The 24,824-nt window shown below is 61.4% G+C and carries 23 protein-coding genes and 1 pseudogene; 19 read left to right on the top strand and 5 right to left on the bottom strand.

The features are described 5' to 3' along the window. Positions 1–35: 35 nt before the first annotated feature. The gene (locus tag EAH78_RS23425) at positions 36–860 is read right to left on the bottom strand and encodes a hypothetical protein (protein ID WP_170219159.1); all 825 of its coding nucleotides are present in this window, start codon (positions 858–860) and stop codon (positions 36–38) included. A gap of 265 nt (positions 861–1,125) precedes the next feature. Here EAH78_RS23425 and EAH78_RS23430 point away from each other — a divergent pair, with 265 nt between their 5' ends. After that, positions 1,126–1,776, top strand: a complete 651-nt coding sequence (locus EAH78_RS23430; RefSeq protein WP_140669640.1) for a hypothetical protein — start codon at positions 1,126–1,128, stop codon at positions 1,774–1,776. A 61-nt stretch (positions 1,777–1,837) separates the two neighbouring features. On the opposite strand, the gene cobJ is transcribed toward EAH78_RS23430, so the two are convergent. The 4 genes from cobJ to cobG are packed head-to-tail and all read right to left on the bottom strand — an operon-like array spanning position 1,838 to position 6,198. Continuing rightward, the gene (cobJ, locus tag EAH78_RS23435; protein WP_140669641.1) at positions 1,838–3,541 is read right to left on the bottom strand and encodes a precorrin-3B C(17)-methyltransferase; all 1,704 of its coding nucleotides are present in this window, start codon (positions 3,539–3,541) and stop codon (positions 1,838–1,840) included. Continuing rightward, positions 3,541–4,272, bottom strand: a complete 732-nt coding sequence (locus EAH78_RS23440; RefSeq protein ID WP_033049173.1) for a precorrin-2 C(20)-methyltransferase — start codon at positions 4,270–4,272, stop codon at positions 3,541–3,543. The genes cobJ and EAH78_RS23440 overlap by 1 nt, the downstream gene beginning before the upstream one ends. Continuing rightward, on the bottom strand, positions 4,272–4,898 hold the full coding sequence (locus EAH78_RS23445) for a precorrin-8X methylmutase (RefSeq protein ID WP_140669642.1): 627 nt from the start codon (positions 4,896–4,898) through the stop codon (positions 4,272–4,274). The genes EAH78_RS23440 and EAH78_RS23445 overlap by 1 nt, the downstream gene beginning before the upstream one ends. Further along, entirely contained in the window at positions 4,891–6,198 is a 1,308-nt protein-coding gene (gene cobG, locus EAH78_RS23450) for a precorrin-3B synthase (RefSeq protein ID WP_345789808.1), read from the bottom strand. The genes EAH78_RS23445 and cobG overlap by 8 nt, the downstream gene beginning before the upstream one ends. A gap of 144 nt (positions 6,199–6,342) precedes the next feature. Between cobG and cbiE the strand changes: the two genes are divergently transcribed. The 18 genes and pseudogenes from cbiE to urtD all read left to right on the top strand — a co-directional run bounded on the left by cbiE (position 6,343) and on the right by urtD (position 24,697). Further along, entirely contained in the window at positions 6,343–7,554 is a 1,212-nt protein-coding gene (cbiE, locus tag EAH78_RS23455; protein WP_140669644.1) for a precorrin-6y C5,15-methyltransferase (decarboxylating) subunit CbiE, read from the top strand. Next, the gene (locus EAH78_RS23460; RefSeq protein WP_140669645.1) at positions 7,547–8,644 is read left to right on the top strand and encodes a cobalt-precorrin-5B (C(1))-methyltransferase; all 1,098 of its coding nucleotides are present in this window, start codon (positions 7,547–7,549) and stop codon (positions 8,642–8,644) included. Before cbiE ends, EAH78_RS23460 begins: the two co-directional genes overlap by 8 nt. Continuing rightward, positions 8,641–9,360, top strand: coding sequence for a cobalt-precorrin-6A reductase (locus EAH78_RS23465; protein ID WP_140669646.1), 720 nt, complete (start codon positions 8,641–8,643; stop codon positions 9,358–9,360). The genes EAH78_RS23460 and EAH78_RS23465 overlap by 4 nt, the downstream gene beginning before the upstream one ends. Before the next feature lie 253 nt (positions 9,361–9,613). Further along, a pseudogene (locus tag EAH78_RS23470) lies at positions 9,614–9,927 on the top strand (DNA-binding protein). Positions 9,928–9,961: 34 nt separating this feature from the next. Then, positions 9,962–10,360 carry a DUF2946 domain-containing protein gene (locus tag EAH78_RS23475; protein WP_140669647.1) on the top strand — a complete coding sequence of 133 codons (399 nt, stop codon included), beginning with the start codon at positions 9,962–9,964 and terminating at the stop codon, positions 10,358–10,360. 48 nt (positions 10,361–10,408) lie between these two features. Continuing rightward, on the top strand, positions 10,409–10,888 hold the full coding sequence (locus tag EAH78_RS23480) for a copper chaperone PCu(A)C (protein WP_140669648.1): 480 nt from the start codon (positions 10,409–10,411) through the stop codon (positions 10,886–10,888). Between the two features lie 20 nt (positions 10,889–10,908). Then, positions 10,909–11,358, top strand: a complete 450-nt coding sequence (locus EAH78_RS23485; protein ID WP_140669649.1) for a DUF2946 domain-containing protein — start codon at positions 10,909–10,911, stop codon at positions 11,356–11,358. Positions 11,359–11,582: 224 nt separating this feature from the next. Then, complete coding sequence (locus EAH78_RS23495; protein WP_140669651.1) at positions 11,583–13,700, top strand: TonB-dependent copper receptor; 2,118 nt, start codon at positions 11,583–11,585, stop codon at positions 13,698–13,700. Between the two features lie 128 nt (positions 13,701–13,828). Beyond that, positions 13,829–15,211: a PepSY-associated TM helix domain-containing protein gene (locus tag EAH78_RS23500; protein ID WP_140669652.1), complete on the top strand. Its 1,383-nt coding sequence runs from the start codon at positions 13,829–13,831 to the stop codon at positions 15,209–15,211. Between the two features lie 241 nt (positions 15,212–15,452). Further along, entirely contained in the window at positions 15,453–16,241 is a 789-nt protein-coding gene (locus EAH78_RS23505; RefSeq protein ID WP_140669653.1) for an ABC transporter ATP-binding protein, read from the top strand. Beyond that, positions 16,238–17,185, top strand: coding sequence for an ABC transporter substrate-binding protein (locus tag EAH78_RS23510; protein WP_140669654.1), 948 nt, complete (start codon positions 16,238–16,240; stop codon positions 17,183–17,185). The genes EAH78_RS23505 and EAH78_RS23510 overlap by 4 nt, the downstream gene beginning before the upstream one ends. After that, a complete protein-coding gene (locus tag EAH78_RS23515) occupies positions 17,182–18,192 on the top strand; it encodes a FecCD family ABC transporter permease (protein WP_140669655.1) in 1,011 nt (336 codons plus the stop codon). The genes EAH78_RS23510 and EAH78_RS23515 overlap by 4 nt, the downstream gene beginning before the upstream one ends. Positions 18,193–18,654: 462 nt before the next feature. Beyond that, positions 18,655–19,026 carry a DUF6124 family protein gene (locus EAH78_RS23520; protein ID WP_140669656.1) on the top strand — a complete coding sequence of 124 codons (372 nt, stop codon included), beginning with the start codon at positions 18,655–18,657 and terminating at the stop codon, positions 19,024–19,026. A 273-nt stretch (positions 19,027–19,299) separates the two neighbouring features. After that, positions 19,300–19,599, top strand: a complete 300-nt coding sequence (locus EAH78_RS23525; RefSeq protein ID WP_140669657.1) for a hypothetical protein — start codon at positions 19,300–19,302, stop codon at positions 19,597–19,599. A gap of 222 nt (positions 19,600–19,821) precedes the next feature. Next, on the top strand, positions 19,822–21,087 hold the full coding sequence (gene urtA / locus EAH78_RS23530) for an urea ABC transporter substrate-binding protein (protein ID WP_027921927.1): 1,266 nt from the start codon (positions 19,822–19,824) through the stop codon (positions 21,085–21,087). A 162-nt stretch (positions 21,088–21,249) separates the two neighbouring features. Then, positions 21,250–22,752, top strand: coding sequence for an urea ABC transporter permease subunit UrtB (gene urtB, locus EAH78_RS23535; protein ID WP_140669658.1), 1,503 nt, complete (start codon positions 21,250–21,252; stop codon positions 22,750–22,752). Continuing rightward, a complete protein-coding gene (urtC, locus tag EAH78_RS23540; RefSeq protein WP_140669659.1) occupies positions 22,752–23,831 on the top strand; it encodes an urea ABC transporter permease subunit UrtC in 1,080 nt (359 codons plus the stop codon). The genes urtB and urtC overlap by 1 nt, the downstream gene beginning before the upstream one ends. Beyond that, on the top strand, positions 23,828–24,697 hold the full coding sequence (gene urtD, locus EAH78_RS23545; protein ID WP_140669660.1) for an urea ABC transporter ATP-binding protein UrtD: 870 nt from the start codon (positions 23,828–23,830) through the stop codon (positions 24,695–24,697). The genes urtC and urtD overlap by 4 nt, the downstream gene beginning before the upstream one ends. Positions 24,698–24,824 lie beyond the last annotated feature (127 nt).

The following is a 24,824-nucleotide window of genomic DNA, read 5'->3' on the forward strand; positions in this document are numbered from 1 at the left end:
GTCGATTGACTTAACTTAACTTAACTTAACTCAACTTAACTTAGCTTGTTCTTGCGTCGCTGGAACCGTTTGCTCAGCGCCGCCTTGAAATGCTCGCCAAGGTACTCTTCCAGATCCGCCTTTATTTCCGCATAACGAATTGGATTAAAAGTAATGTAGGCACTGCCGCGAAAAATATCGCGCCCTGCTGTTTTCCAGTCGAAAAAAACCAGCCCGGTATCGTTATTGCCACCGACGCTGTCAATCGATGCTAACGACGTCAGAATAATACCGTTCGCCAATTGGTCGCAGGGCATGATTGCCAGTCTTACGCCTTTGCTCTTGACCACTTCACGATTAAGTAAATTGATGGCCTCTGGCTCCTTCTTCAAGGCGTCCAATGTCGAATCAACGATCGCGCTGAGTACTGCAGCGCCAGGTATTACAGCTTTCGCCGCATCGACCCCGGCTTTGACGATATCGGTAACGATATTATCCATGGTCAGTTGATAGGAGCGCTTTTGATAGGCCGTATACCCCGCATCCGCGACAAAGCAACCCGAATCATCCATGCATTTCAGAAACTCCAGGTACCACGCTTCGGGATCATCACCTGGCACTTCATAACTGGCTTCCAGCTTCGAAAATTTAATCAGGTTTTCAATAACTGCCATATTTTCAAGCGATATGTTGGCGCCATAACCCACCAGTGTATCGGCCAAGACCACGGCATCCAGTTCTTTGGTCGGGCTGGCAGGGTCTGCTACGGCCAGTGCCCGTGCACGAGCAACAACAGGTCGCATCAATTGACGCTTGCTGATGCGAGCTTTAACTAAAGCAGTACTTTCATCAATGCTGACAACACTTTCCATACAGTCCATGTAGATACTTCCCTTAAGATTGATTAACACCCACTATTGGGTGAGCCGAGAAATTAACGCACTGCTTTCCAGTCAACAATAAGAATTTGTATTCCATATATGTATAACTTTCTTAACGCGCTCGTCACTCACCCGACAAAAAAACACAACAAGAATAACTTTCGCAACTGACCTTAGTGCTCCACATAGTAATCTGCATGAAGTGTCTCCCGCTCGCAGTCTCCTTGCGAAATATTCAACCCCTTCTATCAATCAGGAATAGCTCATGAGTAGCCAAACACCGACCGGTGTCGTCGCAGGCCACAACCTTGTTTCGTGTATCGGCGAACTGTCCTTGCAAGACTTTGATGATTTGACGGACTGCACTCGACTGGCCACAAGGTCGGCTGACCTTACTCAGAATCGCTTTGCGAACTCCAACTACTGGCTGGATGAATACGTTCGCACATTGATGTTTTTGGGCTGGTCGCTGCATGACGGCGTCATCACGACACGCACACGCTCAACCCTTACGGGGAGCGTTGCCGACTTTCTGGTGCAGCGTGCGAAAACCATGGAGGATCCACGGCAAGGAAACGCCATGATTGACACCCTTGATGCATTAAAAGCCGACACGCCTGCCGCGCTTTCACTGGACCAGGAAAGTCTTAGAGGACGTCGCTTCCAGGTGGCGCCTTCGCGTTATGACACCAGAGGCAATCTGCACATGGCGGTTTTCAATCTCGAACTGGTTGCCGATACCCAAAAAAGCGGTTTTTTGTTTTGGCCTTGGGAAAAACAATCAGCAACGCTGGTGCAGCAGAGCGCCTTTCTAAAATTGAACAGGGCCGAACTCGACACGAAAAGAGAACTGATGGCGAACAAGCTCCGTGATCAGGTTATGAAACGATTTGCATTGAGGCGGCGGCAGCCATAAAGCGGCCGAAGAGGCTGTTGCTCAGACAGGAACAACAACGCCCCGAAAGGGGCGTCAAGACTCAAGTCGCTGGTTTGTCGCCATACCAGCGCGGCGTATAGACCCACTCGCCGCCGTCGGCACGCGCAAATACGCAGGTGGTCGACGAGCCGATCAGCACCATGGTGCGCATGTCGACCTGATCCGGGGTCAATTTCCCCAGCGTCGTGACGCGCAAGGTCTGCCCCGGGCGACCGATATCACGGCCCAACACCACTGGCGTCTCTGCGCTGCGATGCTGCGCGACAATCTCCAGTGCCCGCCCCAACTGCCAGGGACGCGAGCGGGAGATCGGGTTGTAGAACGCCAGCGCCAGGTCGGCTTCGGCCGCCAGATCCAGCCGCTTCTCGATGATCGCCCATGGCTTGAGGTTGTCAGACAGCGACATCACGCAGAAGTCATGGCCCAGAGGCGCACCGGCCTGTGCAGCGGTCGCCAGCGATGCCGAGACACCCGGAAGAATGTCCAGATCAACGTTGTGCCACGCTGCATCAGAAGATTCGTGAAGCGCTTCCAGCACCGCTGCCGCCATGGCGAACACACCGGGATCACCCGACGACACGACCACCACCGAGCGCCCTTGAGCGGCCAGTTCGAACGCATGACGCGCCCGCTGCATTTCTTCGCGATTGTCGGTGCAGTGCAGCACCTGATCGTCGCGGAACGGCCCGGCCATGCGCACGTAGGTTTCATAACCCAGCACATCATTGGCGCGCGCCAGTTCGGCCTTGACCGCAGGCACCATCAGTTCGGCGGCACCCGGGCCCAGACCGATCACCGCCAGACGGCCGCGTGCACGACCGATCTGTGCAAGCTCCAGTGGTTCGTTGGCCACCGCGATGGCGATGCCGGTATCCGCCGACACAACGGTAGCGTCCGGCACGGTGTGGCGGGCCAGTTCGCTGACGCCGCCGTTGACCGACGCAAACCGCAGCGGCACGCCCAGTTCAAGCGCCGCTTCGCGCAAGGCCGGGTTAGCCATGTGCAGATCGCTGGCCAACAGGCACGCCAGCGATTGCACGGCGATGTTGGCCAGATGCAACGCCGCGCGAATCGCAGTCGGCAGGTCCGCCACCTCGGCGTTCACCGCCACCAGCACGCTGCGCGGGTAGATCAGCAACTCGTTGGCCGCTGGCATGCGCTCGGCACTGCCAACATGGATCGACAATGGCGCCTCGGGATCTTCCGGCAACTGAGCCTGCGCCAGCCATGGCGCCGCGCCTTCGATGCGCACGCTCTGGCCGGCCAGCAAATCCGAGACAAAGCGTTTACCCAGTTCCAGATCACCGAGCGCATAACCGCTGGGTGGATTGAGCAGGCAAGTGCCAAAGCGCAATTCACCGCTGGTGGTAATCGCCGCTGCGACCTCCAGCCCCGCCGCAATTTCTCGCGCCATGACGTTCACGCCACCCAGCCCGCCGAGCAGCGGCACCACGGCGCTGCCGTCTTCGGCCACGGCCAGCACCGGCGGCTCGGCGCCCTTTTCCAGCAACAACGGCGCCAGCGTGCGAATGACAATGCCGGCCGCACACAGCGCAATGATCGGCGTGTCCTGTTGATAAAACTCACGCAACGTTGCGCCGAACTCGTGATACACACGGTCCGCGCCGTCAACCCGTTCAGCCAGGCCATGGATCATCGCGCCTGGGTAGACCTGCTGAATTTTGCGCGCCGTCGCGAGGCTGCCATTGCCCAGAATGACAATCGCCGGAACTGGACGGGCCATCAGCCTTGCCACCTTTCACCGGGAACGATGATCAGCGAGAAGTACGGCGAAGACATCGGCTCGACCTCATTGAGCGGCACTATTTTCTGATTGGCCATGGTTGCGCGCTCGACGTACAGCGCTCGCTCCGCCAGGCCGAGCTCTTCGAGCACCTGACGGACTTTGGGAAAGTTACGCCCCAGCTTCATGATCACCGCCGCATCGGCATCGGCCAGCCGACGCTTGAGGTCGTCGTGAGGCAGCACGCCGGACAGCACCGACAAACTCTGATTGCGGTACACCAACGGCGCGCCCAGCACCGAAGCGCCGCCGAGCATCGAGCAAACGCCTGGCACGACTTCGGCTTCATAGCGCTCGGCCAGACGATCGTGCAGGTACATGTAGGAGCCGTAGAAGAACGGATCACCCTCGCAGATCACCGCCACGTCACGGCCCGCGTCCAGATGCGCCGCGAGCTCTTCGCCGGCCGCATCGTAGAAATCACTGATCACTTGCTCGTACGATAGCGGTGCCGGCAGTGCTTCGGTGGTCACCGGGTAGACCAGCGGCAGCAGCGTTTGCGCGTCCTGCAAATGCGCTTCGATGATGCCGAAGGCGTTGCCCTTTTTGCCCTTGGCGACGAAGTACGCCACCACCGGCGACTCGCGCAGCAGGCGCAGGGCTTTGACGGTAATCAGTTCCGGATCACCGGGGCCGACACCCAGGCCGATCAAGCGTCCAGGTTGCTGCATCATTCGATCTCCGTGGCGAGGGCGTTAACGGCGGCGGCGGCCATGGCGCTACCGCCGAGCCGGCCTTGCATGATGACAAACGGCACACCGCGACTGTCGGCAGCCAGTGCTGCCTTGGATTCGGCGGCACCGACGAAGCCCACCGGGAAGCCGAGGATCAGGGCCGGTTTCGGCGCACCGGCGTCGAGCATTTCCAGCAGGTAAAACAGCGCGGTCGGCGCATTGCCGATCACCACCACGCTGCCTTCCAGATGCGGGCGCCACAGTTCCAGCGCGGCGGCGGAGCGGGTGTTGCCCAACTCGCGGGCCAGCTCCGGAACGCTGTCGTCACGCAGGGTACAGATGACCTGGTTGTTCGCTGGCAAGCGCGTGCGCGTGACGCCTTCACTGACCATCCGCGCGTCGCACAGGATCGGCGCACCGGCGGCCAGCGCCTCGCGCCCGGCCTTGCCCGCGCCTTCGGAAAACTGCAGGCCGGCGATGGCATCGACCATGCCGCAGGCGTGGATCACGCGCACCGCGAGCTTTTCCAGATCAGCGGGGATGCCCGCCAGGTTGGCCTCGGCGCGAATGATCGCGAAGGAGTTGCGATAGATCTCCTGACCGTCGCGGATGTAATCAAGCATCTAGGGGGCTCCGTGAGCGGTCGTCGAACAAGGCTGCGACCGCTTCAATAGTAAGATTGCGTGCGTGCAGCGCCCCGAAACCGGGCTGTGCTGCATCGCGAAAATAGAGGTCGTAATGACCGGCGGAAACCGCCAACAAGGTGATGGGCGCGATGTGCGCAGCGGCGCAGGAACGCGAGCACCCCGACAGGTGAACGTTTGGCGAATGACCGTGACGTTGCAGCAGCGCGGCCAGTTGCCGGGCATCGCCCTTGGTGTCGGCCAGGCCTTTGCCGCAACCGGTCGAGCCGGTGCAGGCGATCAGGTGGGCCAAGGCGTCGTCGGCCGAGCAGCGCAGGCCGAGTTGTTCGAGGCTGTGGATAACTTGCGGGGCATTGTCGGCCCGCACACCGGGCAGCAACAGACTTTGCCACGGCGTGAAGCGCAGGCTGGCGTCGCCGTGTTCCCGTGCCAGTTGTGCGACACCGCGCAGCATCGCTGGATCGAGACGCCCCAGTGGCGGCACTGCGCCGATGTACACGCGCTTGGCGTCACGCTGCGCATGAGCGCCGATGTGCAAGACATTCGGACTTGCGACGCGTTGCCAACCCTCGATGGCTTTCAGCGGCACTCGCTCGGCCAGTCGAGCGAGAAACACGTCGAGTGAACATTCAGCGAGCAGATGGCGCATGCGTGTCTGCTCGGGACGTGCCTCTTCAAGAAACAACTCCAGCACCGCAACGACCAGCGCATGGCCCTGATCCAGCGCCACCGAACCAGCGGGCACGTCTGTCGGGCACCCGGCCAGACCGAAAGCCCAGCGTTGTTCGTCGTCTCGCTCAACCGCTGCAAGCCACAGGTCATGGGGATGTTCGAGCATCGCCAAGGCTTCGCCGCCATCCAGTTGCACGGCAAATTTGGCGCTGAGGTCATGCATGCGTGCATCGCTTTGCAGCGTGGCGAGCATCTGCCCGGCCAACGGACGCGTGTCGATCAACAGGTGCTGATCGATGCCGGCGCTCGGGCTGAGCATCAGGTTGCGCACATCATCGCCAGCGGCGCTGCTCGGGCCAAGCCCGGCCGCCATCAGGCTGTCGATCAATGCACCCTGTTCACCGCCGATCCCGCGAATTTGCAGGTTGGCGCGGTTGGTCGCCTCGATCACGCCACCGGCATAGCGTTCGGCAGCATTCGCCACCGCGTCAGCCTGATCGGCGCTGATCGAACCGCCATTCAACTTGATCCGGCAGATGCCGCCATCCAGTGCCTGAACAATACGCAGCAACCCCGGGCAAGCCGAGGGGCGTAAGGCAGTGGACATCGGACGTTCGTTCAAGGGGGAGACCGGCTAGGTGGGAAAGGCGCTTCGCGGGCGAAGGCGCGGTATTATGCCTGCTTTGTCGGGCGGCATGAAAAGCCTGCCCGTCGGAACAGTCCGTTTGAGGACTATTTTTGAGGACGGTAGATGTCACCCTGGCTGACGGTAGTGGGAATCGGTGAAGACGGCTTCAAGGGCCTGGGCAGGAACGCCCGGCATGCCCTGCTGCGCGCTTCGCGGATTATGGGCGGTCAGCGGCAACTGGATTTGCTGCCGGTGTGCATCCGTGGCGAGCGCCAGTTGTGGCCGAGTCCTTTTTCACTTGAGCCGCTGTTGGCCCGTCGCGGTGAGCCGGTGTGCGTGCTGGCCAGCGGCGATCCGATGTTCTTCGGCGTCGGTGCCAGCCTGGCGCGCCAGGTATCCGCTGAAGACATGCAGATTCTGCCGGCGCCCTCCTCCTGTTCGCTGGCTGCTGCGCGAATGGGCTGGCCGTTGCAGGACGTGGTGACGCTTTCCGTGGTTGCCCGGCCGCTCGCCACCCTCAATGCGCAGGTGTTCAGTGGCGTACGTTTGCTGGTGCTGAGCAACGACGGTCAAAGCCCGGCGGCGATTGCCGCTCTGCTGCGCGAAAGCGGTTTTGGTCCGAGCCGCCTCACCGTGCTGGAACATCTGGGCGGTGCAGCCGAACGGCGTATCGATGGCGTTGCCAATGACTGGAACGATCCGACAGTCGCCGACCTGAACCTGATCGCTATCGAATGCATCGCCGAGCCAAACACGTTGCGCCTTTCGCGACTGGCCGGGCTGCCGGACTCGGCCTTCAAGCACGATGGTCAACTGACCAAGCGCGACGTCCGCGCCATCACCCTCGCACGTCTCGCGCCGGTGCCGGGTGAACTGCTGTGGGACGTCGGCGCGGGCAGCGGCTCGATCGGCATCGAATGGATGCGCGCCCACCCGACGTGCCGCACACTGGCCATTGAAGCCGATGACGGTCGGCAACTGCTGATCGAACACAACCGCGACGCCCTCGGTGTTCCCGGCCTGCAACTGATTCGCGGCAACGCGCCGCAGGCCTTGGCCGGGCTCGAACGCCCGGACGCGATTTTCATCGGCGGCGGCGTCACCCGCGAAGGCGTGCTCGACACCTGCTGGGCGCAACTCAAACCCGGCGGTCGATTGATCGCCAACGCGGTCACGCTGCAAAGTGAAATGACCCTGATGGCGTGGCGCGAACAGCATGGCGGCGAGCTGACCCGCATCCACATTGCCCAGGCGCAGCCGCTGGGTGAATTCGACACCTGGCGCCAGGCGCTGCCGATTACCTTGCTGGACGTGACGAAGCCCTGCGATGCGTGATGAAACCGCCGAACAACCTGCCCCACTACGCAGCGGCCTGACCACCGGCAGTTGCGCCACCGCGACCAGCCTGGCCGCAGCGCGTCTATTGTTGGGCGGGATGGGTGCGGATGCGGTCGAGATCGTGTTGCCCAAGGGCAAGCACGTGCAGATGCGCCTGGAATTTTGTCGCCTGACCGACGACGGCGCCGAAGCCGGGACCCTCAAGGATGCCGGTGATGACCCTGACGTGACCCACGGCGCCTTGCTCTTTTCTCAGGTGCGGCTGACTGGCGAGCCGGGGGTCCGCTTCATTGCCGGTCAGGGCGTCGGCACGGTGACCCGTCCCGGATTGGTACTGGCCGTCGGCGAACCGGCGATCAACCCGGTGCCGCGCAAAATGATCACCGATCACCTGACCTTGCTGGCCGAAGAACTCGGCTACAGCGGCGGTTTCGAGGTCACCGTCAACGTCGAGGACGGCGAGGCCCTGGCGCTGAAAACCATGAACCCGCGACTGGGGATTCTCGGCGGTTTGTCGATCCTCGGCACCACCGGCATTGTCCGGCCGTTCTCCTGTGCGGCGTATATCGCCTCGATCCACCAAGGCATCGACGTCGCCAAAACCAACGGCTACCTGCACATCGCCGCCTGCACCGGCAACGCCAGCGAAGACACCATGCGCCGGGTCTACGACTTGCCGGAAATCGCCCTGATCGAAATGGGCGACTTCGTCGGCGCTGTGCTCAAACACCTGCGCAAAGTGCCTGTGGATAAACTCAGCCTGTGCGGCGGCTTCGGCAAGATCAGCAAACTGGCGGCCGGGCACATGGATTTGCACAGTCGACACTCCAGCATTGATCTGCCGCAACTGGCCGAATGGGCGGCAGCGGTCGGCGCGGATGAAACGCTGCAACAGGCCATTCGCGAAGCCAATACCAGTCAGCAAGCCTTGGCCATGGCTGCCGCTGCGGGCATCGCCCTCGGTGACGCGGTGTGTCAGCACGCCCTGGATTTTGCCCGCAGCGTGGTGCCGGCGCAGGTTCAGGTCGAAGTGTTTGCCATCGATCGTCAGGGCGGGATTGTCGGCCATGCGGGGGCTTTTCAATGAAGCGCATGTTGCTGCTCGGTGGCGTGACGGAAGCGCTGGCCATCGCTCGCACCCTTGGGCCTGAACACCTTTACAGCCTGGCCGGTGTTGGCCGGGTGCCGACGGATCTGACCTGTCAGGTGCGCGTCGGCGGCTACGGCGGCGCGGATGGTCTGGCGCAATTCATTCGCGATGAAGGCATTGACCTGCTGCTGGACGCGACCCATCCCTACGCCGCACAAATCAGCCACAACGCCGCGACTGCCGCGCAGTTGACCGGCATCACCTGCTGGGCGCTGCGCCGTCCGGCCTGGCAACCCCAGGCAGGGGATGACTGGCGCGAAGTCGCTGACTGGGCCGAACTGATCGACGCCCTGAAACCCTTCCACCGCCCCTTGTTCACCCTCGGCCGCGAACCTTTGCAGCACCTGCACGAAATCCCGCCGGAGCAATTCTGGACGCTACGCGCGCTGGACGTTTACCCCGGCAACGACCGCTGCGAAGTCATCGGCGCACGTGGACCGTTTGTGATCGGGGATGAACGCGAGCTGTTTGAGCGTCGGCAGATTGATGTGCTGATCAGCAAGAACAGCGGCAGTACCGCGACCGAGCCGAAGCTGGAAGTGGCACGGGAGCGGGGGGTGCCGGTGATGGTGTTGAAGCGGCCGGTTTTGCCACAGGTTGATCGTGAGTTTGTTTCGGTAACCGAAGTCTTGACGGCCCTGGTTGACGAATAACCCCTGTGGCGAGGGAGCTCGCTCCCGCTGGGCTGCGCAGCGGCCCCATCATTTGTCAGCCACACCCTGCTGGCAGGATTTACGACTGCTGCGCAGCCGGACGCAGCCTTCGGCAGCTACTACAGAGATTGCGCAACGTCTTACATGTCTATCGGACCGCTCACACAGCATTATCCAAATCGGCTGACTAGCCGGGCCGCAACCCGGGTCTTATGTTTCAGAGCCCCCTAAAAGAAGCGGCCCGGAGACTCCAATGACCGAACAGTTCAGCCGTTTCGATGCCGCCGAATTTCTCAAGACCCCGGAAGAAATGGCTGCCTACCTGGATGCCTGCTTTGAGGAAGATGCTGGCGACGGAGTACTCGTACGTGCCGCCCTCAAGGACATAGCTCGAGCTATGGGTATGACTGACAGCACAAACACCACATAACCTGTAGCAGCTGCCGAATGCTGGACGGCACTGGCAATCTGAAATTCGCGACTATCATGAAGTTTATGAAAGCGTGGCACTGCGACACCACACCGCACGCCGCTTTTTTACTTATCGGCCCTGATCAGGCTAAATAGCCGCGCTTGATCGCCCACCCAAACGGATTTCCCCATGTCCCGACATCGGCTTGCAATTGCCTGGATCGCCTGCTTCGCAGTGCTGTTCAACATGCTCGCCATGCCGATGAGCAATGCGATGGCGCAGTCGGCGAAATCGCCTGCCGAGCAGTTGTTGTGGGGCAGTTTCTGCACCTCCAGTGGCACGAAAATGGTGGCGATTTCCCTAGGGGATCTCGGGCAGAAAGCACCGCAAGGCGACGAACATTCCAACATGCAGCATTGCTGGTGTTGCTCGGGCGCAGCGCCTGTGGTGGCGCTGCCAGGGCATGAGCCGCAGCTGTACTTCGCGCAGTTCGAGGCCAATCGAAGCCTGCCTGCCGTCACACTCGATATCCCCACACCGCGCCAACAATGGCCCAGTCTCAATCCCCGCGCCTCCCCTCTGGTGTGATTTTTTCTCGCAATTGACCTGCGTTTTGAATCGCTCTGGAGAACTGCCATGTTGAACAAATTTATCGTTCTGGCCGCGTTGCTGCTGCCTGCCTGTTTTGCCAATGCCCACGAATACACCGTCGGCGAGCTGGAAATCGCTCATCCGTGGTCGCAGGAGTTGCCGCCCAATGCGCCAACCGTTGCCACCTATTTCGTGATTCACAACAACGGCAAAACCGCCGACCGTCTGCTCAGTGTCGCCTCGCCGATTTCGGGCAAGGCCGAGTTGCACGAACACGTGATGCAAGGCGATCTGATGAAGATGCAACAGGTGCCGAGCGTCGATGTTCCGGCGGGCGGCAACGTCACGTTTGCGCCGATGGCCTATCACGTGATGCTGGTCGACCTGAAAGACCGCAGCCTGTTGAGCGACGGCAAACGCTTCCCGCTGACGATGCATTTCGAGAAGGCCGGTAACGTGACGGTCGAAGTCTCGGTGCAGAAGAAGCCGCCAGAAGACATGCAGATGCACGCTCACGCCCAGTAACCGGCTGAGCAAACTCCGCCATGCGCCCATCTAGCGCCAGGTCATCCGCGTCACGCCGTCAGTCATTGAGCCTGACGCACGGCAGCTGGATCAGCCTGTTCGCCATGCTGATGATCTTTATCGGTCCGCTGATTTCTCAGTCGATGCCGATGGACCCACGCGCCTCGGCAATGACCATGAACATGTCGATGGACATGAGCATGGACATGTCGGCGATGGAGCACGCCGACCACGGCGCGCAACCCGCTACCGAGCACTGCCCACCCACCCCGTCGCACCACGCGATCTGGGAAAAATGCGGCTATTGCAGCCTGCTGTTCAACTGCCCGGCGCTGACCGGCGGCGTTTCATTCACCGCGTTCAACACCCCGCCCCCCCACACTTTCACCACCCAGTCCCCCCGCTTGGGCCACGCCCGGCAAACCGTCTTCCCCGGCGCCCGAACCCGCGCCCCGCCCACCGTCGCGTAAACACCCACCTCTGATCTCACACGGTTTAGAAGCCAGCCAGGCAAACCTGTGGGAAACAGCTTTTGTGGCGAGGGAGCTTGCTCCCGCTTGAGTGCGCAGCACTCACAAAAGGGGCCGCTACGCAGCCCAGCGCGAGCAAGCTCGCTCGCCACAAAAACTCGCTCCCGCAAGGAATCTGCCTCGGCTGTCGGCCGTGTCGTTTATGCCGTTCGATGGAAATTGTCATGTCCAGGTTTTCTGCTGACTCACGCTTGAGCACTGCCCAAGCCTCTTTTGCCCTGAACGACGCCAGTGTTCGTTTCAGGCACGCCACCGCTTTCCTTTGTGGCGCTCTGCTGGCCCCGATGGTGCTGGCCGATGAACATGCCGGCCACACGGAAGAACTGAGCCCGACGGTGATCACCGTGATCGCCCCCAGCTCGCCCCTGACCATCGTCACCAACCCCAAGGACCCGCGCCAACCGGTGCCGGCCAGCGATGGTGCCGACTATCTGAAAACCATCCCCGGCTTCGCCCTCGTGCGCAACGGCGGCACCAACGGCGACCCGGTGCTGCGCGGCATGTTCGGTTCGCGGATGAACATCCTCACCAACGGCGGCCAGTTGCTGGGCGCCTGCCCCGGCCGGATGGACGCGCCAACCTCGTACCTGTCGCCGGAAACCTACGACAAACTTACCGTGATCAAAGGCCCGCAAACCGTCCTCTGGGGGCCGGGCGCGTCTGCCGGGACCATCCTCTTCGACCGTGAACCAGAAAGCTTCGGCGAACTCGGTACGCGGGTGAACGCCAGCGTCCTGGGCGGCTCCAACGGCCGTTTCGACAAAGTGGTGGACGCTGCTGCCGGCGGGCCGCAGGGCTACGTGCGGGTGATCGGCAACACCGCGCACGCCGACGATTATCGCGACGGCAACAACGACACCGTGCCCTCGCGCTACGACAAGTGGAACGGCGACGTCATGCTTGGCTGGACCCCGGACGCCGACACCCTGCTGGAACTGACCGCCGGCAAGGGCGATGGTGAAGCGCGTTACGCCGGGCGCGGCATGGACGGCTCGCAGTTCAAGCGCGAGAGCCTGGGCCTGCGTTTCGAGAAGTCGAACATCGGCGACGTGCTGGACAAGGTCGAGGCGCAGATCTACTACAACTACGCCGACCACGTGATGGACAACTACACCCTGCGCACGCCTTCCGGCACCGGGATGATGGCCGGGCCGATGGCCTCCAACGTCGACCGCCGCACACTCGGCGCGCGGCTCAAAGGCACTTGGCGCTGGGCCGATGTGCAATTGATCAGCGGCCTCGATGCGCAAACCAGCCAACACCGCCAGCGCGGCGGCATGGGCATCGACACCTACAAAGACCTGCCCTATACCGAAGACGCCGACTTCCACAATTACGGTGTGTTCAGCGAATTGACCTGGTACGCCGCCGACCGTGACCGGCTGATTACCGGCGCGCGCCTGGACCGTGCCTCGGCCAAGGATTACCGGCAAACCACCGGCTCGGGGATGACGACCCGCCCCAATCCGACCGCCGACGACACCCGCGCCGACACCCTGCCAAGCGGCTTCGTCCGTTATGAGCATGACCTGGCCGACAGCCCGACCACCCTCTACGCCGGCCTCGGTCACACCGAACGTTTCCCGGATTACTGGGAGCTGTTTTCACCCAAGCTCGGCCCCGTCGGCTCGGTGAATGCCTTCGATTCGATCAAACCCGAGAAAACCACCCAGCTCGACGTCGGCTTGCAATACAAAACCGAAGACCTCGACGCCTGGGCCTCGGGATACGTCGGCAAAGTCCACGACTACATCCTGTTCAACTACCTCCCGACCCCGACGGGCACCCTCTCACAGGCGCAGAACATCGACGCGCGAATCATGGGCGGCGAGCTCGGTGCGGCCTACAAGCTGACCTCCAACTGGAAGGCAGACGCGACGCTGGCCTACGCCTGGGGCAAGAACAGCAGCGACGGCAATGCACTGCCGCAAATGCCGCCACTGGACGCGCGTTTCGGCCTGACCTACAGCGAAGACAACTGGAGCGCCGGCGCCTTGTGGCGGGTGGTCGCGGCGCAAAACCGCATTGATCAGAACAAGGGCAACGTCGTCGGCAAAGACTTCGACAAGACCTCGGGCTTCGGCGTGTTCTCGCTCAACGGCGCCTACCGGATCGACCAGCACTGGAGGGTCAGCACCGGCGTCGACAACCTGTTCGGCAAGGCGTACGCCGAGCATTTGAACCTGGCCGGCAACGCCGGTTTTGGCTACCCGGCCAATGACCCGCAGGCCATTAAAGAACCGGGGCGAACGCTCTGGACCAAGGTGGACATGAGCTTTTAAAAACATCGCGAGCAAGCCCGCTCCCACAGGTACACCACCGGCCAATGTGGGAGCGGGCTTGCTCGCGAATGACTGCGCAGCAGTCACCGGACAACAACAAAAGACCCAAGCCAAGCGGAGCACAACCGATGAAACAGCCCAAAGTGAATTTCTACAACCTGGCCTGGCGCTGGCATTTCTATGCCGGTCTGTTCGTGGCCCCCTTCATGGTGATGCTGGCCCTGACCGGCACCCTTTATTTATTCAAACCGCAACTTGACCCAATGATGTACGGCAGCCTGATGAACGTCCCGGCCGGCCACCACACCGTTTCCGCCGACAACCTGCTCAAGCGCGTGAAAGAGGCGTATCCACAAGCCACGATCAAACAGTACCGGCCACCGGTCAACGCCGAACGCAGCGCGCAATTCGTCGTGATCAACGGCGGCACCGAACTCAACGTGTTCATTGATCCGTACCACGGCGACATCCTCGGCGAGCAAGACGCCAAGAACAACCTGCAAGCCATTGCGCGGGCGATTCACGGCGAGCTGATGATCGGCACCGTCGGTGATCGACTGATCGAAATGGCCGCCGGTTGGGGCATCGTGCTGGTGGTGTCCGGGGTGTTCCTGTGGTGGCCGCGTGGCCAGGCAGCAGGCATTTTGTGGCCACGCTTGAGCAGTCGCGGTCGCGTGTTGTGGCGCGACCTGCACGCGGTCACCGGGTTCTGGGGCGCGTCGTTGCTGCTGGTGATGCTACTCAGCGGCATGACCTGGACCGGGTTCTGGGGCCAGCAATACGCCGGCGTGTGGAACGTGTTCCCGGCCGCCATGTGGGACAACGTGCCCACGTCCGATGTCGAGGCGCGCAGCCTCAATACTGCCACTCGCCAGACCGTGCCTTGGGCGATGGAAAACACGCCGATGCCGATGTCCGGCGGCGACCACGCCGAACACATGGCCCACGGCGGCGCACAAGCCGGCCCGGCCGCCCCGACCATCAGCCTGCAAGACGTGCAGAACATCGCCGAGCAACGCAAGGTCGAGCCGGGTTACAGCATCACCTTCCCGAAAACCGCCACCGGCGTGTTCACCATTGCCGTGTTCGCCGACGACCCGCGCAACGACGCCACGCTGCACGTCGATCAATACACCGGCGACGTCCTCGCCGACGTGCGTTTCGAGCACTACGGCACCGTCGCCCGCGCCACGGAAATCGGCGTGATGCTGCATGAAGGCAAGATGTTCGGCGTGGTCAACCAGATCATCGTGTTGCTGATTTGCCTGATGATTCTGCTGAGCGCCGTCAGCGGCGTGGTGATCTGGTGGAAGCGTCGTCCACAAGGCAAGTTCGGGGTGCCGCCACTGCGTCATGACCTGCCGAAATGGAAAACCGCGATGGCGATCATGTTCGCCCTGGCGGTGATGTTTCCGCTGGTGGGGGCTTCGCTGGTGGTGGTCTGGGTGCTGGATCGCGTGTTGTTGTCGCGTTTCAGCCGACAAACTGAATCGGCCTCATCTTCATCATGAAACAGGCGAGATGCGCGGGTTAGAGAGGCCTGTAGACTTCCCGCGCTTATCTCGCGCTCATATTTAGTGTTACTGTGTAACGCAAATTAGCGTTCTGATCCAAAGGCCCCTTCGCGAGCAAGCCCGCTCCCACATTTGATCTGTGTCGGTCACAAAATTTGAGTACAAACAGATCAAATGTGGGAGCGGGCTTGCTCGCGAAGAGGCCATCAGCAACACCCCAAAATCTCCGAGCAAACGCATGACCTCGCTGAACCTCAAACACCTCGCCTGGACACCCCTGGGCCACGGCCATTGTCATCACCAGTTCCAGCTGCGTGATGCCTCGCTGCACGTGGCCGCCGGCGAGTTCGTCGGGTTGATCGGCCCCAACGGCAGCGGCAAGACCAGCCTGTTGCGCTGTGCCTGGCGCTTCAGCAAACCCGAAAGCGGCGAGGTCCAACTCGATCACCACAACGTCTGGAAACAATCCTCCCGTTGGTGCGCACAACGCATCGCCGTGGTCTTGCAGGAATTCCCCGACGCCTTCGGCCTGACCGTTGAAGAAGTGGTCGCCATGGGCCGCATGCCGCACAAAGGCCTGTTCGACGGCGACACACTCGAAGACCGAAACCTCGCGACCCAGGCGCTGGAATCCGTCGGCCTCAAGGGCTTCGAAGACCACGCTTTCGCCACCCTCTCGGGCGGTGAAAAGCAGCGGGTGATCCTCGCCCGCGCCCTGGCTCAACAACCGCAACTGCTGATCCTCGACGAGCCGACCAACCACCTCGACCCGCGCTATCAGCTGGAACTGCTGCAACGGGTGAAACGCCTGCAGATCGGCACCCTCGCCAGCATCCATGACCTCAACCTCGCCGCTGCTTTCTGTGATCGGTTGTACGTGATCAACCACGGCCGCATCGTCGCCAGCGGCCCCCCCAAAGAAGTCCTGACCGCCCCGCTGCTGCGCAATGTTTTCGGCGTCGAAGCCTTGATCGACGAACATCCCCTGCACGGCTACCCACGAATCACCTGGATTACCCAACCATGACGTTGCGCCCCCTGCTTTGCGCCGCCCTTCTGCTGGGCAGTGCCCAGGCATTGGCCGAGGCCACTCAATACCCGCTGACCGTGCAGAGCTGCAACCGCGAAGTGACCTTCCAGCAAGCGCCGAAACACGCGGTCAGCCACGACATCAACATGACCCAGATGATGCTCGCCCTCGGCCTCAAACCGAGCATGGCCGGCTACAGCGGCGTGAGCGGCTGGAAGTCGGTGACGCCCGAGATGCAGAGCATCCTCGACGGCTTGCCGGAGCTCGCGGCCAAGTACCCGTCGGTGGAAACCCTGCTCAATGCCAACGTCGATTTCTTCTTCGCCGGTTGGGATTACGGCATGCGCGTGGGCGGCGACCTGACGCCGCAAACCCTGCAACCGTTGGGCATCAACGTCTATGAGCTGACCGAGTCCTGCGCCTTCGTGATGAAGCGTCCGGCCGCCAGTCTCGAAGACACCTACAACGACCTGCGCAACCTCGGCAAAATCTTCGACGTGCAGGACCGCGCCAACGTCCTGATCGCGCAGATGCAGGGGCAAGTCGACGAGGTGCGCCAGGACCTGCCGACGGACAAACCGCGCGTGTTCCTTTACGACAGCGGTGAAGACCGCGCCATGACCTCCGGCCGCCTGGGCATGCCGCAAGCGCTGATCGATGCGGCGGGTGGGCGCAACATTCTCGATGACGTCGACGCGAGCTGGACGCGGGTCAACTGGGAGAGCGTGGTCGAGCGCAATCCACAGGTGATCGTCATCGTCGACTACGGCGAAGTCACTGCCGAACAGAAAGAACAATTCCTGCTCACCAACAAGGCGCTGCAATCGGTGGATGCGATCAAGAACCAACGCTTTATTGTCATTCCTTACGTGCAGGCCACGCCCGGCATCGACAACGTGCTGGCAGTCGAAACCCTGGCCAAAGGTTTCCACGGCGAATGATCAATCGTCGCTACGCGTTGTTGCTGCTGGCCCTCGGTGCGTTTTTGCTGGTGTCGTGCGTGGTGTCGCTGGGCTTCGGTCCGGCGCGGGTGCCGGTGGACGTGGTGTGGCGGATTTTGCTGCACAAAGTGTTGGGGCTTGGTGAGGTGAGCTGGACGGCCGGGCAGGAACACATCGTGTGGCTGATCCGTGTGCCGCGCATGCTACTGGGTGCGTTGGTCGGTGCAGGGCTGGCCTTGATCGGCGCGGTGTTGCAAGCGGTGACGCGTAATCCGTTGGCCGATCCGCACTTGCTCGGGGTCACGTCCGGCGCGACCCTCGGCGCGGTGATTGTGGTGTTGCATGTCGGTGAGATTGTCGGGCTGCTGACCTTGCCGATTGCGGCGTTTATCGGTGCGTTGGTCAGCATGTTGATCGTGCTGGTGATCGCCCATCGTCACGGGCGGCTGGACAGTGATCGGCTGCTGCTGTGCGGCGTCGCGGTGTCGTTCGTAATGATGGCGATGGCCAATCTGCTGCTGTTTCTGGGTGATCACCGGGCAAGTTCGGCGGTGATGTTCTGGATGCTTGGGGGGCTTGGGTTGGCACGCTGGGAATTGCTGGCGGTGCCGGCCGCAAGTGTGTTGCTGGGATTGGTGTTGTTGCTTGGCATGGCCCGCCCGTTGAATGCGCTGATGGCTGGCGAGCAGACAGCGGTGACCCTCGGACTGAATGCGCGCAGCGTGCGGTTGCGCGTGTTTTTGATTGCGTCACTGATGACCGGGGTGCTGGTGTCGATCAGTGGGTCCATCGGCTTTGTCGGGTTGATGGTGCCGCACATTGCGCGGCGGTTGGTCGGGGCCGAGCATCGGCGGTTGTTGCCGGCGTGCGTATTGCTCGGCAGCCTCTTCCTCGTCTGGGTCGACGTCGCCGCCCGTACCCTGATCGCCCCGGAAGACCTGCCCATCGGCGTCGCCACTGCGGCGATTGGCGGCCTGTTTTTCATTGGCCTCATGCGCCGTCGCTGATCCCGCATGCACCACAAATCCAATGTGGGAGCGGGCTTGCTCGCGAAGGCGGCGGCACAGCCAACATCTTTGTGACAGACACACCGCTTTCGCGAGCAAGCCCGCTCCCACAAGGGGATGGTGATTCTGGAGTTGTTTAGATGTGTTTATACCGATGCAAAAATGCCGGACGTTTCCCACGACTTTTTCAGGTTGTTCGTCGGACGTGGGCTGTCTAGTCTGGGGCTGTCACTGCACATCAGTGATCGGGTGTGAGAACCCGGCAACCCCTGTTAATCCAACATCAGTACCACCATAATTGCCGCCGGCTAATGCGCTTGCGTCAATGCTCTATGGCGGCTGTGTGCGGGCGGACTTCGGTCCGGCCGGGTTCGGGGTTACCGGTTTCTCACTCCGCACATAGCTGCCACCACTTTATCGTGTGAGAACGATAGGTGGTGGCCCCAAATGAGATGACCCCAAATGAGCAAAAAGATTGTTCCAGACCCACCCATCGACACCACCACGCCCGAACCCGAAACATCACGCAACGAAGACCTGCTCCGAGACCGCGAAGCCATCAAACGCGCCCTCGACTACCACCTCGATCCCCCGGACATCTACACCGAAAAACCCCGTCGCCCCAGCACCATGTACATGATCGCCCCAAACAACGACACCGAAAGCCTGCTGGTCCATGCCTGTGAATCCCTGGCCTCCGCCAGCGTCCTGGCCAGCGACTTCGCCACCGACCTGATCGGCCCGCAACGTCACAAGGCGATGGCCATCCAGCAAATCATCATGCTCGCCGAACTGGCGGTGAACCGCGCGGTGGATAACGTCGTTCCCACCTGAATACACCGCAATAAGAAATGTGGGAGCGGGCTTGCTCGCGAAGACGGCGGCACATCCAGCATCAATGTGACTGACACACCGCTTTCGCGAGCAAGCCCGCTCCCACATTTGATTTGTGTCGGGAGCGAGATCTGTGGACGACGATATTCCCCTGTAGGAGCGGGCTTGCTCGCGATAGCGGTAGGTCAGTCACTGCGATGTTGTATGTGCTCGTTCCCACCCGGGCTCAACATTCCTTACACTGTGTGTCTCACGACTCTCAGGATGAGCCTCATGTTGAAATCTGTTTTCCTGTCGTTGCTGGTGTTCGGCTCCAGCGCCGCATGGGCCGATACCACCGTCGATGTCTCGAAGATTTACGGCAAGATCCAGTTCGTCGACAGCTTCCCGGACTACAAGGTGCAGGTGGTGGACTCCTTTCCCGATCTGAAGGTGCAGCAGGTCGACTCGTTCCCGGACTCGCCAGGCAAGTGGAAAACCGTCGACAGCTTCCCGGATTACAAAATCCAGATCGTCGATTCCTTCCCCGATTTCAAGATCCAATACGTCGACTCATTTCCCGGCCCGAACTGAGACCTCTGCATCCCCGCTGCCGCCAAGCGGCAGCACCACAATGACGCACACCCTCGCACCACCGCCCCGCCCTCGTCCCTTCATGGTGCGCCGCCACCGCGCGCGAGCGCTCTAAACCGACATTTCCCTGCCTTTTGCCGACCGGGCACAGCCTTTGCAAAACACCCTTCAGTAGTCCGCATCTGCCAACCAAAAAATTCATAAGTTCATGGAGATCGCACAATGAAGCGTCGTAGCTTGATCAAGGCTTTCACACTCTCGGCAAGCATTGCCGCGATGGGCATGACCTGGACCGTCCAGGCCGCCGAGACCATCAAGGTCGGGATTCTGCATTCGTTGTCCGGCACCATGGCGATCTCCGAAACGTCGCTCAAAGACATGGCGTTGATGACCATCGACGAGATCAACGCCAAGGGCGGCGTCAACGGCAAGATGCTGGAACCGGTGGTGGTGGACCCGGCCTCGAACTGGCCGCTGTTCGCCGAAAAGGGCCGGCAGTTGCTGACTCAAGACAAGGTTGCGGTGGTGTTCGGTTGCTGGACGTCGGTGTCGCGTAAATCGGTGTTGCCGGTGTTCGAAGAACTCAACGGCTTGCTGTTCTACCCGGTGCAGTACGAAGGCGAAGAGATGTCGCCAAACGTGTTCTACACCGGCGCCGCGCCGAACCAGCAAGCGATCCCCGCTGTTGAATACCTGATGAGTGAAGAGGGTGGCAGCGCCAAGCGCTACTTCCTGCTCGGCACCGACTACGTCTACCCGCGCACCACCAACAAAATCCTGCGCTCGTTCCTGCATTCCAAAGGCGTGGCGGACAAGGACATCGAAGAGGTCTACACCCCGTTCGGCCACGCCGATTACCAGACCATCGTTGCCAACATCAAAAAATTCTCCGCCGGCGGCAAGACAGCCGTCATCTCGACCGTCAACGGCGACTCCAACGTGCCGTTCTATAAAGAGCTGGCCAACCAGGGTTTGAAAGCCACCGACGTTCCGGTGGTGGCTTTCTCGGTGGGTGAAGAAGAACTGCGCGGCATCGACACCAAACCGCTGGTGGGCAACCTCGCGGCGTGGAACTACTTCGAGTCGGTCGAGAACCCGCAGAACGCGAAATTCGTCGCGGACTGGAAAGCCTACGCCAAGAAACACAACCTGCCGGGCGCCGACAAAGCGGTGACCAACGACCCGATGGAAGCCACCTACGTCGGCATTCACATGTGGGCGCAAGCGGCGGAAAAAGCCAAGTCCACCGACGTCGACAAAGTCCGCGAAGCCCTCGCCGGCCAGACCTTTGCCGCACCGTCCGGCTACACCCTGACCATGGACAAGACCAACCACCACCTGCACAAACCGGTGATGATCGGCGAGATCCAGGCCGACGGTCAGTTCAACGTGGTGTGGCAGACCGAAGGCCCGATCCGCGCCCAGCCGTGGAGCCCGTTTATCGATGGCAACGACAAGAAGCCGGATTATGCGATGAAGAGCAACTAAGCCACTGGATGTCGGGCCTAACACGTCACTCGGGACCGACACATATCCCTGTGGGAGCGGGCTTGCTCGCGAAGACGGCGGCACATCCAACATTAATGTGACTGACACACCGCTTTCGCGAGCAAGCCCGCTCCCACATTTAGTCCGCGCAAGGCCTTACATATGCCCACCGCCCTTTACCGCTTTATCTTTGCACTCGCGCTTTTACTGCCGATGGCCGTACAGGCCAGCGACACCGATGACTTCGTCGCCGCCAACCCAATGCAGCAAGCCAAACTGCTGGAAGCCTGGGCCGCGCAGCCCGAGCCGGCCCGTATCGAGCTGATCAACGCCCTGCAACAAGGCGAACTGAGCGTCGACGGCCAAACCAAAACCCTGCGCCTGAATAACCGCCTGCGCGGCCTGATCGACACCGCGCTGGCCAGCCATCAACTGCTCGCCGTCGACCCAAAAACCCGTGTGGCCGCCGCGCAGCAACTGCAGAAAAGCGCCAAACCCGCACAGCTTAAATTCCTCGACCAGCAACTGGCCGGCGAAAAAGACGACAGCGTCCACGCCGCCCTCAGCCTCGCGCTGGCCAATCTGCAACTGGTCGACACCGACCCCGCCGTGCGCCTCGCCGCGGTGCGTTTGCTCGGTGAAACCGGCGACCCACTCGCCCGCACCCGCCTCGAAAGTTTGCTGGAGCCGGGCGTCGAAGCCGACACCGCCGTGCGCACCGCTGCCGAAACCAGCCTCGCCCAAGTCAAACGCAAACTGTTGATCGGCGAGTTGCTCGGCCAGGCCTTCAGCGGCATGTCGCTCGGCTCGATCCTGCTGCTCGCCGCCCTCGGACTGGCGATCACTTTCGGCCTGCTCGGTGTGATCAACATGGCCCACGGCGAGATGCTGATGCTCGGCGCGTACTCGACGTACGTGGTGCAGATGATGTTCCAGCGCTACGCCCCGCAAGCCATCGAGTTCTACCCGCTGCTCGCGTTGCCGGTAGCGTTTTTCGTCACCGCCGCCATCGGCATGGCGCTGGAGCGCACGGTGATTCGTCACCTCTACGGCCGCCCATTGGAAACCTTGCTCGCCACCTGGGGCATCAGTTTGATGTTGATTCAGCTGGTGCGCCTGGTGTTCGGTGCGCAAAACGTTGAAGTGGCCAACCCGGCGTGGTTGTCAGGCGGGATTCAGGTGCTGCCCAACCTCGTGCTGCCGTACAACCGCATCGTGATCATCGCGTTTGCGCTGTTCGTGGTGGTGCTGACCTGGCTGCTGCTGAACAAGACCCGCCTGGGCCTGAACGTGCGCGCCGTCACCCAGAACCGCAACATGGCCGCCTGCTGCGGCGTGCCGACCGGGCGCGTGGACATGCTCGCCTTCGGCCTCGGCTCGGGCATCGCCGGCCTCGGTGGCGTGGCACTGAGCCAGATCGGCAACGTCGGCCCGGACCTCGGCCAGAGCTACATCATCGACTCGTTCCTGGTGGTCGTACTCGGCGGTGTCGGCCAGTTGGCCGGTAGCGTGCTCGCCGCGTTCGGCCTCGGTATCGCCAACAAAATTCTCGAACCGCAGATCGGCGCCGTGCTCGGCAAGATCCTGATCCTCGCGCTGATCATTCTGTTCATCCAGAAGCGTCCGCAAGGCCTCTTCGCACTGAAAGGACGGGTGATCGACTGATGAACCAGCCCCTGCTCGTTACCGCTACCCAAAAAGCCGGCCCAAAAATCACGATCGCAGTGGGCGCGGTGATTCTCGCGCTGCTGCTGGCGTTGCCGCTGCTGTCGCTGTTATCGCCGATCAGTGTGTTTCACGTCTCGGCCTACACCCTGACGCTGGTCGGCAAGATTCTGTGCTACGCCATCGTCGCTCTGGCGCTGGATCTGGTCTGGGGATACGCCGGTCTGCTGTCCCTAGGTCACGGTCTGTTCTTCGCCCTCGGCGGTTACGCGATGGGCATGTACTTGATGCGCCAGGCCTCGGGCGATGGCTTGCCGGCGTTCATGACCTTCCTGTCGTGGACCGAATTGCCGTGGTACTGGACCGGCACCAGTAGCTTCCTCTGGGCCATGTGCCTGGTGGTATTGGCGCCGGGATTGCTGGCGTTGGTGTTCGGCTTCTTCGCCTTTCGCTCGCGGATCAAGGGCGTGTATTTCTCGATCATGACCCAGGCGCTGACCTTTGCCGGGATGCTGTTGTTCTTCCGCAATGAGACCGGGTTTGGTGGCAACAACGGCTTCACTAACTTCCGCACCATTCTCGGTTTCGGCATCACTGAACCTGGCACCCGCGCCGTGCTGTTTTTCGCCACGGTGGTGTTGCTGGTGGCAAGCCTGTTCATCGGCTGGCGTCTGGCGCAGAGCAAGTTCGGTCGGGTGCTGACCGCGCTGCGTGATGCGGAAAATCGCCTGATGTTCTGCGGCTACGACCCGCGCGGTTTCAAGCTGTTTGTCTGGGTGTTGAGCGCGGTGTTGTGCGGCCTGGCCGGGGCGTTGTACGTGCCGCAAGTCGGGATCATCAACCCGAGCGAAATGTCGCCGACCAACTCGATTGAAGCGGCGGTCTGGGTGGCCCTTGGTGGTCGCGGCACCTTGATCGGCCCGCTGCTCGGCGCCGGCGTGGTCAACGGCATGAAGAGCTGGTTCACCGTGGCGTTCCCGGAATACTGGCTGTTTTTCCTCGGCGCCTTGTTCATCGTCGTGACCTTGTACTTGCCTAAAGGCGTGATCGGCCTGCTGAAAAAAAGAGGTGAACAATGAGAGTCACAGCGACGGCGGAATTCATGCTCGAACCGGCCTTTTTCCCTGTGGAGCCGAATAAAGACGCCGGCACCAGCCGCGACGCCATCAGTCACGGCCAACGCGTCGGCCCCGGCCTCGACACCCGCCACGGCACGATCCTGACTCTGGAAGACATCAGCGTCAGCTTCGATGGCTTCCGGGCGCTGAACAATCTGAACCTGTACATCGGCGTCGGCGAATTGCGCTGCATCATCGGCCCCAATGGCGCGGGCAAGACCACGTTGATGGACGTGATCACCGGCAAGACTCGCCCGAGCCACGGCAAGGCCTGGTTCGGTGAAACGCTGGATTTGACGCAAATGAGCGAAGTGCAGATCGCCCAGGCCGGTATCGGCCGCAAGTTTCAGAAGCCGACGGTGTTCGAAGCGTTGAGCGTGTTTGAGAACCTGGAGCTGGCGCAGAAAACCGACAAGTCGGTGTGGGCCAGCCTGCGGGCGCGCCTGACTGGTGAGCAGAAAGATCGCATCACTGACGTGCTGGAAACCATTCGCCTGACCACGTCGGTCAATCGGCCGGCGGGGTTGTTGTCCCACGGTCAGAAGCAGTTTCTGGAGATCGGCATGCTGCTGATGCAAGACCCGCAACTGCTGCTGCTCGACGAGCCGGTGGCGGGCATGACTGACGCTGAAACCGAATTTACCGCTGAACTGTTCAAGAGCCTGGCCGGCAAGCATTCGTTGATGGTGGTGGAACACGACATGGGGTTTGTCGGTTCGATTGCCGACCACGTCACCGTGTTGCATCAGGGCAGCGTGCTGGCGGAAGGGTCACTGGAACAGGTGCAGGAGAATGAGCGGGTGATTGAGGTGTACCTCGGTCGCTGAGAGCTGCGAACACCTATCCAATGTGGGAGCGGGCTTGCTCGCGAATGCGGGGTATCAGTCGACGGATATGTTGAATGTCAGTCCGCTTTCGCGAGCAAGTCGAATCGTCGCACCGCCGCTCCCACAT

Source organism: Pseudomonas arsenicoxydans (assembly GCF_006438915.1).
Lineage (GTDB): Bacteria > Pseudomonadota > Gammaproteobacteria > Pseudomonadales > Pseudomonadaceae > Aquipseudomonas > Aquipseudomonas arsenicoxydans_A.